Source organism: Lachnoclostridium sp. An14 (assembly GCF_002160755.1).
Lineage (GTDB): Bacteria > Bacillota > Clostridia > Lachnospirales > Lachnospiraceae > Lachnoclostridium_A.
Map to the genome: position 1 here is coordinate 26,614 of NZ_NFLE01000016.1, position 12,886 is coordinate 39,499.

A 12,886-nucleotide genomic window follows, 5' to 3' on the forward strand; every position below is an offset into this window, starting at 1 on the left:
TCTCCCGTTTTTTTCCGATCTCAATTTTTTAACAAGCCGCAGCAAAAAGGAGATTAATAATTCTCCACCTTTCTCTCAAAGTAAGCCTTCGGATGGTTGCAGCACGGACATACCTCCGGAGCCTCCTCGCCCTCGTGGATGTATCCGCAGTTGCGGCACTTCCAGCCTAAGGGGGCGTCGCCCTTGAAGGTCTTGTCGTTCTTGTAGCTCTCTAACAGCTTTAAGTAGCGTCTCTCGTGAGCGGCCTCAACCTTGGCAACCAGCTCAAACTTCACAGCCAGCTCCTCAAAGCCTTCCTCGCGGGCCTCTCTGGCCATGCGGGCATACATATCGGTCCACTCGTAGTTCTCGCCTGCGGCAGCATCCTCTAAGTTCGCGGCTACGTCACCGATGCCATGGAACTCTTTAAACCACATTTTCGCGTGCTCTTTCTCCTGGTCAGCGGTCTCCTGATACAGAGCGGCAAGCTGCTCGTATCCTGCCTTCTTAGCGGCAGAGGCATAGTATGTATATTTGTTTCTGGCCTGGGACTCGCCTGCGAATGCGGCAAGTAAGTTCTGCTCCGTCTTGGTTCCTGCGTATTTGGACATGATATACCTCCTTAAATGTTTGATAAAAGTGAAATAGTTACTCCTAACAGCCTAATCATATCACTTCTTGTCAGAATAAACAAGGAATAATATGGAAATTTTTGGTGAAAAAACCGCCCGGAGCGATATTGAATCACTCCGGGCGGCCAGCCTAAGCAAATGGTAGAAATAATCGGATATTAGCCGAAGTATCTCTTAAGCAGGCCCTCAAATGCCTTGCCGTGACGAGCCTCATCTCTAGCCATCTCGTGAACGGTGTCATGGATTGCATCCAGGTTCAGAGCTTTTGCTCTCTTAGCCAGGTCGAACTTACCGGCGGTAGCGCCGTTCTCAGCGTCTACGCGCATTTCCAGGTTTTTCTTGGTGCTGTCGGTAACAACCTCGCCTAACAGCTCAGCGAACTTCGCTGCGTGCTCAGCCTCCTCGTAAGCGGCCTTCTCCCAGTATAAGCCGATCTCCGGGTAGCCCTCTCTGTGAGCAACTCTAGCCATAGCCAGGTACATACCAACCTCAGAGCACTCGCCCTCGAAGTTTGCTCTTAAATCAGCCATGATGTCCTCCGGAGAACCCTGCGCAACGCCAACTACGTGCTCAGCAGCCCAGGTCTTCTCACCCTCCTGGAGTTTGAACTTCTCAGCCGGTGCCTTACATACCGGGCAGAACTCCGGAGCAGTCTCTCCCTCATGAACGTAACCACATACAGTACAAACCCATTTCTTCATACTTCTAATCTCCTTTTTATTAAAATAATGTTTCTTAGTAACCCCTAAGTAATAATAGTAACAATTACTGATATTAATTTAGCACAAGCATTTCTATTTGTCAAGCGTTTTTCAGAATATTTTTAAGAAGTTTTTTTCTTCATGCAGTTCTCGCACACCCCATAGAAATAGGTGATGTGAGAATCTATCTTCCCGTGGACGTGTTCCTGGGCCAGGTCGTTGATCTCCTGGGAGATCTCCATGGGAAGGTCCTCGATACAGCCGCATTCCCGGCACATAAAATGGTAGTGCGGGCGCGTGTCCGCGTCAAAATGGTCCGCTCCGTCGCCGCAGCGCAGTTTCTGGATCTCGCCTAACTCCACCAGCAGGTTTAAGTTGCGGTAAACGGTTCCCAGACTGATGTTGGGAAATTCTTCACGGATGGACGCGTAGATGGCGTCGGCCGTAGGGTGGTCGTGACGGGCCATCAGGCAGGCTTTGATGGATTCCCTCTGACGGCTGTATTTGAGCTGTTTCATGGCATCCTCCTTTCTCAATAATAGTAACAGTTATCATTTATAATAACCATATTATAGGAAATGGGAGGAAATGTCAAGCAGGCTAGATCATTTCTTTTACAATATTTATGAATTCTTTCGTGGCCTGGGACATATAATGGCCTTTGTGGTAACCGATGGCCAGGGTGCCGTGGGTGATCGGGTTCTTTAGGGAGTAAAGGTTCACGGAGTTGCCGTCGTCTCTGGCTCCCGGCAGGTTTTCCCGGTTGGCGGCGAACATCTTCGGGTAGAAGGTAATGCCCATTCCCCTGGAGGAGAGGGACAGCACCGTCTCGATGTTTTCCAGCTCCAGCACAACGGGCGGGGAGATCTGGGCGTCCTGAAAGAGCTCGTCCGCGATGGTCCGCACCCGGTTTCCCTGGCGCAGCAGGATGAAGGGGCAGTCCCGCAGGATCGTGAGATCGGCGTTTTCCTTCAGCTGTGTCCGGACTTCCTCCGCCTTTTCACCGAAGGCTTTCGCGAGCACGGCGTCCGGCACCACCAAAAGCACCTCCTCGGCGCAGATGGGCACCGTCTCAATATTTTCCACCCGGAAGGGCAGCATCCCGATGACCAGATCCACTTCCCCGTGAAGGAGAGCGGCCTCCATCTGGGCGGTGTTCCCCTCCAGAATCTTTAGATCAATGTTGGGAAAACGGTCCCGGTAGGCCGGGAGCACGTGGGGGAGAATGACCCGTCCCCTGGTGTGGGAGAGCCCGATGGAGAGCTGTCCCACCGTAAAGTCCTTAATATCCGCCAGCTCGTGGTACGTCTCGTCCTTGTAGGTGAGCAGATTCCTGGCCCGCTGCAGCAGGCGCTGGCCCGCGTAGGTGAGAGTCAGGGGAGTGGTGCGGTTGAACAGGGTCACGCCAAACTCCTGCTCCATGTGGGCGATGTGGTTGCTTAAAGACTGCTGGGAGATAAAAAGACGTCTGGCGGCGCGAGTGAAATTCAGTTCCTCCGCCGCCACGACGAAGTACTCTAAATTAAGGAAGTTAATCATGGCATTCCTCCGGAAACAGCTGGGCCAGAACAGGAATGTAGGGCTTTAGTTTCTCCACGGAGGTGTTCATGATTAACTCCTCCGGGAAGTGCTCCCTCTCCAAAAGCTCCCAGGCGCACCGGTGGTTTCCCACGTCGTTTTCGTGGTGGGCATCGCTGCCGATGATAATGGGAACCTCGTATTCCTTACAGTATTTCAACAGGACAGCGTAGTTTTCCGCCGCTCCCGTGCGGGATCCGCCGGGGGCTAAGGAGGTGTTGTTTACCTCCACCAATTTGCCGGATTCCTTGGCCGCCCGGGCAAAGGTCCGGTAATCTACGGGGTAGCGGTCATCGTCGGGGTGTCCGATGATGGTCACGTGGGGATTTTTCATCACGTTTACATAAGCCTGGGTGTGCTCCTCCCTGGTGCGGGGAGCAAAGCAGGGAACGTGAAGGCTGGCTACGGTGTAGTCCAGCTTTTCCAGGGTGGATTCCGGAAGGTCCACCGTCCCTTCTGGATCCAGAATATTTAATTCCGCCCCCATGAGCACGCGGACTCCGTGCTGGAGACGGGGAATCACCTTAAAATTAATGAAGTAAAACTTGTGGGTGCTGCCGGGCATCTTCGGCGCGTGGTCGGCGCAGCCGTAAACGGAAAGCCCTTTTTCAGCGGCGGAGCGGATCATCTCCGACAGCGTGCTGTAGGCGTGGCCGCTGGCAATGGTATGGGTGTGCAGATCTATGATGTCTTTCATGAAGAACGTCCTCCTTCTGATAACTCAATGATACCATAAAAATTCATCAAAAACTATAGCAAAATCGGGTGGAATATGATAAATTTAGATATTAGAGAATATGGTGCCGGGAGAATGGGGATATGCCCGAAAAGGGCGGCCCCATCGGTTGAGGGCAGCGGCGCGAAAAACGCGAAACGGCCCGCGGCACCATAAAATATGCACGAAAGGGAGACCCATTATGAGTGAAGAAATGAAAAATGAAATGACAGGAACCCCAGAGACCATGGATGATTACGCAGCAGAGCTGGAGGAGTCCTATAAGGCCCTGGAGGGAAAGCAGCCCGTATTTGAGGCGGCTGAGGATCCGGACGGCGAGAAGTGGCAGAACTTCGCGCAGATGCTGGAGGATAAGACCGTCATCAACGTGAAGGTGAAGGAGGCCGTAAAAGGCGGCCTGGTAGCCTTTGTGGACGACGTGAGAGCCTTCATCCCCGCGTCCCATATTTCCACCCGCTACATTGAAAAGCTGGAGGATATGGTGGGCAAGCACCTGGATGTGATGGTGATTACCGCCGATCTGGAGAAAAAGCGCCTGGTGCTCTCCGGCCGCGAGGTGGAGAAGTCCAAACGGGACGAGGCTAAAAAGCAGAAACTGGCCCAGTACCATGTGGGCGACGTGGTGACCGGCAAGGTGGAGAGCCTGCAGCCCTACGGCGCATTCGTGGACCTTGGGGACGGCGTTTCCGGCCTGGTACACGTTTCCCAGATCAGCACCCAGAGGATCAAGCATCCCAGCGTTGTGCTGAAGGAAGGCCAGGAAGTGAAGGCAAAGGTCATTTCCACGGAGAACGGAAAGATCGGCCTGAGCATGAAGGCGCGGGTGAGCGAGGAGACCGCCAGGGAGGAGCACGAGTCCTTCAATTATAAAGAGACCGGAACCATTTCCACCGGCCTGGGCGCCCTGTTAAAGAACATCAAGCTGTAAGACGGCTTGAAATTGGCGTGCGAGGAGGCGGGCAAATGAAGTTTCCGGAAAAGACTAATCAGATAGACCAGTGGAAATCCATCATGTTCCTGTATGATTCCGCGCTGAAGGAGATCAATACCAAGATTGAAATTCTGAACAATGAGTTTGTTCAGATCAATGATTATAACCCCATCGAACACGTGAAGGCCAGGCTGAAAACGCCGGAGAGCATCGTGAAAAAGCTGAAACGCAGCGGCTACGCGGTCACCATTGAAAATATGGTGGAAAAGCTGAGCGACATCGCGGGGATCCGGATCATCTGCTCCTTCCGGTCGGACATCTACCTGCTGGCGGACATGATTTCCAGGCAGAGGGACGTGAACGTCCTCTATGTAAAGGATTATATCAAGAATCCCAAGCCCAACGGCTACCGCAGCTACCACATGGTGGTGACGGTCCCCATCTATTTAAACGGGGAGATGGTGGAGACGAAGGTGGAGATTCAGATCCGTACGGTGGCCATGGATTTCTGGGCCAGTCTGGAGCATAAGATCTATTATAAATTTGAGGGCGACGGCCCGGAGAACCTGCAGCAGGAGCTGAAAGCCTGCGCGGACATGGTGGATATGCTGGACGCCAAGATGTACTCTCTCAACGAGAGGATCCTGGAGGTCAGCAGAGAACAGAACAGACAGACATAAATGGCAATGGGGGAGCCGCAGGGTGCGGCGTCCCCTTTGCTTTATGCCGCGGGAAACCGGCTGTTGACGCAGCTGCGTTTCGGCGGGGGTGGGCGCTGTTTCGCACACTGTTTTGGTAAGAAACGGGCGTGCCGCGGCGCACACGGTTTCCGAAAGAAATTTTATTTTCACGAAAAAGACAGAATCAGGACAGGAGGACAAAAGAATGACAGGAAAAGAGCTGCAGGAGAAACTGGGATGGAAATTCCCGGTGATCGCGGAGAAATACCCGGAGCACATCGGCGAGGCGGACCGGTTCTGTGAGGGCTATAAGGAGTTTTTAAATACAGGAAAAACGGAGCGGGAGTGCGTGAAAAGGGCGGTGGAGCTTTTGGAGGCCGCCGGCTACCGTCCCTTTGAGAAGGGGGCATCCTACGCCGCCGGAGATAAGATTTACGCCGTAAACCGCGGGAAGGCGGTGATCGCCTCCACCATCGGCACGGAGCCCCTGGCCCGGGGACTCAGGATGAACGGGGCCCACATTGATTCCCCCCGCCTGGATTTAAAGCCCAATCCCCTCTATGAAAAGGACGGAATGAGCCTTTTAAAGACCCACTACTACGGCGGAATCCGCAAATACCAGTGGGCGGCCATCCCCCTTGCCATGCACGGCGTGGTATATCTGGAGGACGGGACGAGACGGGAGATTTCCCTGGGAGAGAAAGCCGGGGAGCCGGTATTTTGCGTCACCGACCTTCTGCCCCATCTGGCGGGAGAGCAGAACAGCCGCAAGCTGGGCGAGGGCTTGAAGGGAGAGGAGTTAAACATCGTGGTGGGCTCCATCCCCTATGAGGACAGCAAGGACGTGAAAGAGGCTGTGAAACTGAAAGCCCTGGCGGTGTTAAACGAGTATTTCGGCATGACGGAGAAGGATTTCCTCCGGGCGGAGATCGAGATGGTGCCGGCGTTCCAGGCGGCTGACGTGGGGCTTGACCGCAGCATGATCGGAGCCTATGGCCAGGACGACAGAGTCTGCGCCTACACGGCTCTGGCGGCGGAGATGGAGGCGAAGGATCCGGCCTATACCACCTTGACCATCCTGGCAGACAAGGAGGAGATCGGCTCCTGCGGAAACACCGGCCTGGATTCTGATTACGTGCTCCATTTCGTGCAGACGCTGGCGGAGATGAGCGGCGCGGATTATAAGGAAGTGCTGCAAAATTCCATCTGTCTCTCCTCCGACGTAAACGCCGCCTACGATCCCACGTTCCCGGCGGTATACGAGAGCCGCAATTCCTGCTATGTGGGAAAAGGCTGCGTCCTCACTAAGTACACGGGAGCCAGAGGAAAGTCTTCCTCCAACGATGCCAGCGCCGAGCTGATGGCAAAGATCATAAAGATCATGGACGATGCCGGCGTGTGCTGGCAGACCGGCGAGCTGGGAGCGGTGGACGCCGGCGGCGGCGGAACCATCGCCAAGTTTGTGGCGGGGATGAACGTGGACGTGGTGGATCTTGGAGTGCCGATCCTGTCCATGCACGCTCCCTTTGAGCTGGCGTCCAAGCTGGATGTCTACCATACATACCTGGCCTTCCGGGCATTTTACAACGCCCGTTAAGGGAAATCAGGGGAAAAACAGGGATGGCAGGATTTGCACGGTTGCGCGGCAGATGTAATTGTGGTATAACTACCTATAAACCCAAAATGAGGAGGAATATCATGAGGAAATTTGCAAAGCTTTGCGTCTGCGGCGTGGCCGCGGCGCTTGTGCTGGCGTCCGGCTGCGGGAAAAAGCAGGAGGAGGCCGACCAGACCACGGCGGAGGAGACCACGGCAGTTTCCGGCGAGGTGGAGCTGGGACAGTACAAAGGAGTGGAGCTGGAAAAGACGGACGCGTCCCTCACAGACGAGGAGTTTCAGACGGCCGTGGATGCCAGACTGGAGGCCAATCCCGACTGGATCGAGGTGGAACGCCCGGCCCAGAACGGCGATACGGTAAACATTGACTACGTGGGCATGAGGGACGGAGAGGCCTTTGAGGGCGGCACGGATCAGGGCTATGACCTGGTGCTGGGATCCGGCTCCTTCATCGACGGCTTTGAGGACGGCCTGATCGGGGCGGTAAAGGGCCAGGAGCTTTCCCTGGAGCTGACCTTCCCCGACCCCTACCGGAACAATCCCGATCTGGCGGGACAGCCGGTGGTGTTTGACGTGACGGTGAACCGTGTGGAGGAGCCGAGGACGCCGGAGTTAAACGACGCCTTTGTGCAGCGCATTTCCGATTTTGACACGGTGGATGCCTGGGAGACGGATCTGCGCAGCCAGCTGGAGGAGCAGAAGGCTCAGCAGGCGGAGAGCCAGGACGATTTCAATCTTTACAACGCGATTATGGAATCTTCCACCTTTACGGGAATCGACGAGTCTGTGGACGCGGAGTTAAACCGGCTGATGGAGATGAATGAAAGTCTGATGGCTCTGCAGGGAGTCACCCTGGAGGACTATCTGGCGGCTTACGGCCTGGACCAGGAGGTCTATGAGACGGCCTGGCGCTCTCAGGCGGAGTACAATGTAAAGATGGAGCTGATGCTGAAAGCGGTGGCCGAGCAGGAAAACCTGGAAATCACCGACGAGATAAAGCAGGAAGTGGCCGACATGAATGGAATGGAGGACTACGACAGCCTTGTGGAAGCCGCCGGCAACGAATCTGAGGCGGAGCGCCTGGCACGCAATTACGCGGCCATGAAATTTTTAAAGGATAACGCGGTATACAAATAAGAGGAAAAGCGGGAGGCAAATGATGCAGCTACTCAAGGATAGAATACGGAAGGATGGCCAGGTATTCCCTGGAAACGTACTGAAGGTGGACAGCTTTCTGAACCACCAGATGGATATTGAGCTGTTTTCGGAGTTTGGAAAAGAATTTAAAAGGCGGTTTGAGGGGGAGGAGATCAACAAGATCCTCACCATCGAGGCCTCCGGAATCGGGATCGCGTGCATCGTGGCCCAGTCCTTCGGCGTTCCGGTGGTGTTCGCCAAAAAGAGCCAGAGCAAAAACATCGCCGGTGAGGTGTACTCCAGCAAGGTGGAATCCTACACCCACGGCCGCATCTTTGATATTATTGTGTCAAAGAAGTTTTTAGGGCCGGAGGATAAAATCCTCATCATTGACGATTTTATGGCCAACGGAGCAGCCATGGACGGCCTGCTGGAGGTCATCAAAGAGTCAGGGGCCCAGGTGGTGGGAGCCGGAATCATCATTGAGAAAGGGTTCCAGGGCGGCGGCGAGCGCCTGCGCAGCCAGGGCCTTCGGGTGGAGTCCCTTGCCATTGTGGACGAGATGAATGACAAGACAGGGGAGATTGTGTTCCGTGATGAGAAATGACTGTGAGAGAAAGGTGCTGTTTTTTGACGTGGACGGCACTTTAGTGGACGAGGCCGGAAAAGACATTCCGGAGAGCACGGTAAAGGCCCTTGTGAAGGCCATGGAAAAGGGCCATCTGGTGTTTGTAAATTCTGGGCGGGCCAGATGTATGCTCAAATTTCTGGAGGAAACCCTGCCGGCGGACGGCTTTCTCTGCGGCTGCGGGACCCAGATCGTGGTGAAGGGCGAGAGCCGTTTCCACAGGACCCTTTCCAGGGAGAGAGGGGAGGAGATCAAAAAGCTCCTTTCCGACTGCCGTCTGGCCGCCTGGCTGGAGGGAGAAGGAGGCGTCTGGTTTCCGGATGACGAGCCGCGGACAGAGCGGACCCGCAGAATGCGGGAGAGCATGATGAGAGACTACGGCATGGTGCCCGGCTGGGACGGCCCGGAGGTGGTGTTTGACAAGTTCTGCGCCCTGGACGAGGGCGGCTGTGACCTGGAGCGGTTTTTCGCCGGGATTCCGGATATGGACGTCATCGACCGCGGGGACGGGATGTACGAGTGCGTGCCGGCTGGGTGCAGCAAGGCCACGGCCATGGACTGGGTATTGAAGGAATACGGCCTGCCCTTAGAGAGCGCCTACGTGTTCGGGGACAGCACCAACGACATTCCCATGTTTGAGTTTGCCCCCAACCGGATCGCCATGGGCGTCCACGCGCCGGAGCTGGAGCAGTTTAACCCCTTTATCACAAAGACGGTGGAGGAAGGCGGAGTGGCCTGGGCCATGGAGCAGCTTGGAATCATATAAGGATGCCGGGGTCAAACGGCTGGAAATCTGATGAGGGCGTTTGATTGCCTGCCCTTTCCATTATAAAGGAGAATGCCGATGATTTATATCGTGGAGGATGACGGGAGCATCCGGGAGCTGGTGACTTATACCTTAAACAGCCAGGGGCTGGAGACGGAGGGCTTTTCCGTGCCGTCCCAGTTCTGGAAGGCCATGGGGCGGATGAAACCGGATCTGGTGCTTTTGGACATCATGCTGCCGGAGGAGGACGGGCTGACCATTTTAAAGAAACTGCGGGCGGACAAGGATACGGAACATATCCCGGTGATCATGCTGACGGCAAAGGACGGAGAGTATGACACGGTGATCAGCCTGGACAGCGGGGCGGACGACTACATTGCCAAGCCGTTTCGGATGATGGAGCTCATCTCCCGGATCCGGGCGGTGATGCGCCGGTCGAAACGGCGGGAGGAACAGATGGAGGAGTACCGGGTGGGAGATCTTTATGTAAACCCGTCCGGCCACATCGTCCGCGCCGGGGAGGAGACGGTCACCCTCACTCTGAAGGAGTTTGAGGTGCTCTGCCTGCTGATCCGCCATCCGGGAACGGTGTTTACCAGGGCGCAGCTTTTGGACGAGATCTGGGGCTACGAGTTTGACGGCGAGAGCCGCACCGTGGACGTCCACATCCGGACGCTGCGGCAGAAACTGGGGCCGGCAGGCGACTGCATCGAGACCATCCGCGGGGTGGGCTATAAGATCGACAGCGGAAAATAGAAGGGGATTCATACGGGGAAACGGGCGGCGCGGCCTGTTTCCCTTTTTATGTAGGAGGAAACTGCGCCCCCTATACCGTAAAAGCTTCCGGCGGGATGCGCACACTTTTTTATTTAACAGGAAACTTCGTTTCCTGTTAAATAAAAATGCTCCGCAAGGAGGCGCACTTCGCGCAAAGGAAAATGGCTGCTGGCGCAGCCGCGCTCCGGCGCAAGTGTGCGCCAAGCGCACACTTTTTTGTTGACGCGGAAAAATCTCGGAAAAATCCCGGGAAAACCGGCAGCAAACCGCAAAAAACGGCTTGACGGCCCCTTATATTTGTGATATAGTGGACGGGCGAATGGAAGCTATAGGTCTTTTTTTTATGCTCAAAAATAGAAGAAGGACCGCAAATCAAAAAAATTACGTGGAGGTGGAAGTTGTGCGTACAAAAATCACACTGGCGTGTACGGAATGCAAACAGCGCAATTACAACATGACCAAAGACAAAAAGACTCATCCGGACAGAATGGAGACCAAGAAGTATTGTAGATTCTGTAAGAGACATACTTTACACAAGGAAACCAAATAACCTGTTTTAGTAAAGGACGTGAATTATGGGAGATACAACGAAAAATGAGCAGGCTGGGAAAAAGAGCTTCATCAAGGGCATAAAGGCCGAGTACAACAAGATCGTATGGCCTTCCAAGGACACCGTGACGAAGCAGACCATCGCCGTTCTGGTATCGACGATAGCGTTAGGCCTGGTGATCACGGCATTGGATCTGATCATCAGACTGGGACTTGATGTTATATTAGGATAAGCGAGGGTGAGAAATATGGCAGAAGCGCATTGGTACGTGGTCCATACTTATTCAGGCTACGAGAACAAGGTGAAGGTCGATATTGAAAAGACGATTGAGAACCGTGGACTTCAGGATCAGATCCTGGAGGTCTCCGTCCCCATGCAGTCCGTTGTGGAGTTAAAGAACGGCGTGGAGAAGAAGGCCGACAAGAAGATGTTCCCCGGCTACGTTCTCATCAACATGGTAATGAATGACGACACCTGGTACGTTGTACGAAATACACGTGGAGTGACAGGCTTTGTTGGTCCGGGATCCAAACCGGTGCCCCTCTCTGAGGAGGAGATGGCCAGTTTAGGATTCAAAGGTGAGGATGTGGATGTCCAGATTGATTACGCGGTAGGCGATATGATCGTGGTAACCGCGGGGGCTTGGAAGGATACCGTAGGATCCATCAAGTCCATCAATGAGACGAAGAAGACCATTACAATCAATGTTGAGATGTTTGGCCGTGAGACCCCGGTCGAGCTGAGCTTTACGGAAGTAAAGAAGATGTAACAAGATCGGCGCTTTGGCTGTGAAGCGCTGGTGGGAGGGAAATCCCCGACAATACCACATTATTTAGGAGGTGCCTAATTATGGCAAAGAAAGTAACAGGTTATATTAAACTGCAGATCCCGGCTGGAAAGGCTACGCCGGCTCCGCCTGTTGGTCCCGCACTTGGACAGCACGGCGTAAACATTGTACAGTTCACGAAAGAGTTCAACGCGAGAACGGCTGACCAGGGCGACCTGATCATCCCCGTTGTTATCACTGTATACGCTGACAGAAGCTTTAGCTTTATCACCAAGACTCCGCCGGCTGCCGTTTTGTTAAAGAAGGCCTGCAAGCTGAAATCCGGCTCCGCGACCCCGAACAAGACGAAGGTAGCCACCATTTCCAGGGCTGAGGTTCAGAAGATCGCTGAGTTAAAGATGCCTGACTTAAATGCTGCAAGCATCGAGGCTGCTACCAGCATGATCGCCGGTACCGCGAGAAGCATGGGTATCGTAGTAGAGGACTAATTGCCCCATTTGGGAAATGGAGCATGAAACACGTGGGAGGGAGAACTCCCGACAATACCACTAGGAGGTTTATTTAGAAATGAAAAGAGGAAAAAGATATATTGAGGCTGCGAAAACCGTAGACCGCACGAATCTTTACGACGTGCCGGAGGCAATCGCTCTTGTAAAAAAGAACGCCGGCGCAAAATTTGACGAAACCATCGAGGCTCACTTAAGAACCGGCTGTGACGGACGTCACGCTGACCAGCAGATCCGCGGCGCTGTTGTACTGCCCCACGGAACTGGTAAGACCGTTCGTATCCTGGTATTCGCGAAGGGACCGAAGGCTGACGAGGCTCAGGCTGCAGGCGCTGACTACGTTGGAGCTGAGGAGCTGATCCCGAAGATCCAGAACGAGGGATGGCTGGACTTTGACGTAGTAGTAGCTACTCCGGACATGATGGGCGTTGTAGGCCGTCTGGGTCGTGTACTTGGACCGAAGGGCTTAATGCCGAACCCGAAGGCCGGCACCGTTACCATGGACGTTACCAAGGCGATCAACGAGATCAAAGCCGGTAAGATTGAGTACAGACTCGATAAGACCAATATTATCCACGTGCCAGTTGGAAAGGCTTCCTTTACCGAGGAGCAGTTAGCGGACAACTTCCAGACGCTTATGGATGCGATCATCAAGGCCAGACCCAGCACCGTTAAGGGCGCTTACTTAAAGAGCGTAACCCTGACCTCTACCATGGGACCGGGCGTGAAATTAAATGTTGCAAAGCTGAGCAACTAATTTCTGATCCATCTGTGAATAGAATATGAAAACAGGCCGGGCGGGTGTGCGCCTGGCCTGTTTTTCAATATGTTCATGACAGAGGCCGCCCTTCCCCGTGACGCAGCCTCGGCGCTCATCCCAT

17 protein-coding genes are annotated in these 12,886 nt (G+C 54.3%); 12 read left to right on the forward strand and 5 right to left on the reverse strand.

Features of this window, described 5'->3' with window-relative positions; all coding sequences use genetic code 11:
* Positions 1–53: 53 nt before the first annotated feature.
* From rbr to B5E84_RS10580, 5 genes are all read right to left on the reverse strand, one after another.
* Positions 54–590: a rubrerythrin gene (gene rbr / locus B5E84_RS10560; RefSeq protein ID WP_087222489.1), complete on the reverse strand. Its 537-nt coding sequence runs from the start codon at positions 588–590 to the stop codon at positions 54–56.
* Positions 591–769: 179 nt separating this feature from the next.
* Entirely contained in the window at positions 770–1,312 is a 543-nt protein-coding gene (locus B5E84_RS10565) for an NADH peroxidase (protein ID WP_087222491.1), read from the reverse strand.
* 122 nt (positions 1,313–1,434) lie between these two features.
* Positions 1,435–1,830: a Fur family transcriptional regulator gene (locus B5E84_RS10570; RefSeq protein WP_087222493.1), complete on the reverse strand. Its 396-nt coding sequence runs from the start codon at positions 1,828–1,830 to the stop codon at positions 1,435–1,437.
* An 82-nt stretch (positions 1,831–1,912) separates the two neighbouring features.
* Positions 1,913–2,851 (reverse strand): LysR family transcriptional regulator, encoded by a 939-nt coding sequence (locus B5E84_RS10575; RefSeq protein ID WP_087222495.1) that lies wholly within the window; start codon positions 2,849–2,851, stop codon positions 1,913–1,915.
* Positions 2,844–3,587, reverse strand: coding sequence for a phosphatase (locus B5E84_RS10580; RefSeq protein ID WP_087222497.1), 744 nt, complete (start codon positions 3,585–3,587; stop codon positions 2,844–2,846). The genes B5E84_RS10575 and B5E84_RS10580 overlap by 8 nt, the downstream gene beginning before the upstream one ends.
* Positions 3,588–3,807: 220 nt before the next feature.
* On the opposite strand from B5E84_RS10580, the gene B5E84_RS10585 reads away from it, so the two are divergent.
* From B5E84_RS10585 to rplA, 12 genes are all read left to right on the forward strand, one after another.
* Positions 3,808–4,554 carry a S1 RNA-binding domain-containing protein gene (locus B5E84_RS10585; RefSeq protein ID WP_087222499.1) on the forward strand — a complete coding sequence of 249 codons (747 nt, stop codon included), beginning with the start codon at positions 3,808–3,810 and terminating at the stop codon, positions 4,552–4,554.
* A gap of 35 nt (positions 4,555–4,589) precedes the next feature.
* Positions 4,590–5,237 (forward strand): GTP pyrophosphokinase, encoded by a 648-nt coding sequence (locus B5E84_RS10590; RefSeq protein ID WP_087222501.1) that lies wholly within the window; start codon positions 4,590–4,592, stop codon positions 5,235–5,237.
* Positions 5,238–5,442: 205 nt separating this feature from the next.
* Positions 5,443–6,834 (forward strand): aminopeptidase, encoded by a 1,392-nt coding sequence (locus B5E84_RS10595; RefSeq protein ID WP_087222503.1) that lies wholly within the window; start codon positions 5,443–5,445, stop codon positions 6,832–6,834.
* 101 nt (positions 6,835–6,935) lie between these two features.
* Positions 6,936–7,991 (forward strand): trigger factor, encoded by a 1,056-nt coding sequence (tig, locus tag B5E84_RS10600; protein ID WP_162612847.1) that lies wholly within the window; start codon positions 6,936–6,938, stop codon positions 7,989–7,991.
* Positions 7,992–8,013: 22 nt separating this feature from the next.
* Positions 8,014–8,598 (forward strand): xanthine phosphoribosyltransferase, encoded by a 585-nt coding sequence (locus B5E84_RS10605; RefSeq protein ID WP_087222507.1) that lies wholly within the window; start codon positions 8,014–8,016, stop codon positions 8,596–8,598.
* On the forward strand, positions 8,588–9,385 hold the full coding sequence (locus tag B5E84_RS10610; protein ID WP_242963348.1) for an HAD-IIB family hydrolase: 798 nt from the start codon (positions 8,588–8,590) through the stop codon (positions 9,383–9,385). The genes B5E84_RS10605 and B5E84_RS10610 overlap by 11 nt, the downstream gene beginning before the upstream one ends.
* A 78-nt stretch (positions 9,386–9,463) precedes the next feature.
* Positions 9,464–10,141: a response regulator transcription factor gene (locus tag B5E84_RS10615; RefSeq protein WP_087222511.1), complete on the forward strand. Its 678-nt coding sequence runs from the start codon at positions 9,464–9,466 to the stop codon at positions 10,139–10,141.
* A 421-nt stretch (positions 10,142–10,562) separates the two neighbouring features.
* A complete protein-coding gene (rpmG, locus tag B5E84_RS10620) occupies positions 10,563–10,712 on the forward strand; it encodes a 50S ribosomal protein L33 (protein WP_066550315.1) in 150 nt (49 codons plus the stop codon).
* 25 nt (positions 10,713–10,737) lie between these two features.
* The gene (gene secE / locus B5E84_RS10625) at positions 10,738–10,944 is read left to right on the forward strand and encodes a preprotein translocase subunit SecE (RefSeq protein ID WP_087222513.1); all 207 of its coding nucleotides are present in this window, start codon (positions 10,738–10,740) and stop codon (positions 10,942–10,944) included.
* 15 nt (positions 10,945–10,959) lie between these two features.
* A complete protein-coding gene (nusG, locus tag B5E84_RS10630) occupies positions 10,960–11,481 on the forward strand; it encodes a transcription termination/antitermination protein NusG (RefSeq protein WP_087222592.1) in 522 nt (173 codons plus the stop codon).
* Between the two features lie 80 nt (positions 11,482–11,561).
* On the forward strand, positions 11,562–11,987 hold the full coding sequence (rplK, locus tag B5E84_RS10635; protein ID WP_087222515.1) for a 50S ribosomal protein L11: 426 nt from the start codon (positions 11,562–11,564) through the stop codon (positions 11,985–11,987).
* A 79-nt stretch (positions 11,988–12,066) separates the two neighbouring features.
* On the forward strand, positions 12,067–12,762 hold the full coding sequence (gene rplA / locus B5E84_RS10640) for a 50S ribosomal protein L1 (protein ID WP_087222517.1): 696 nt from the start codon (positions 12,067–12,069) through the stop codon (positions 12,760–12,762).
* The last annotated feature ends 124 nt before the right edge of the window (positions 12,763–12,886 follow it).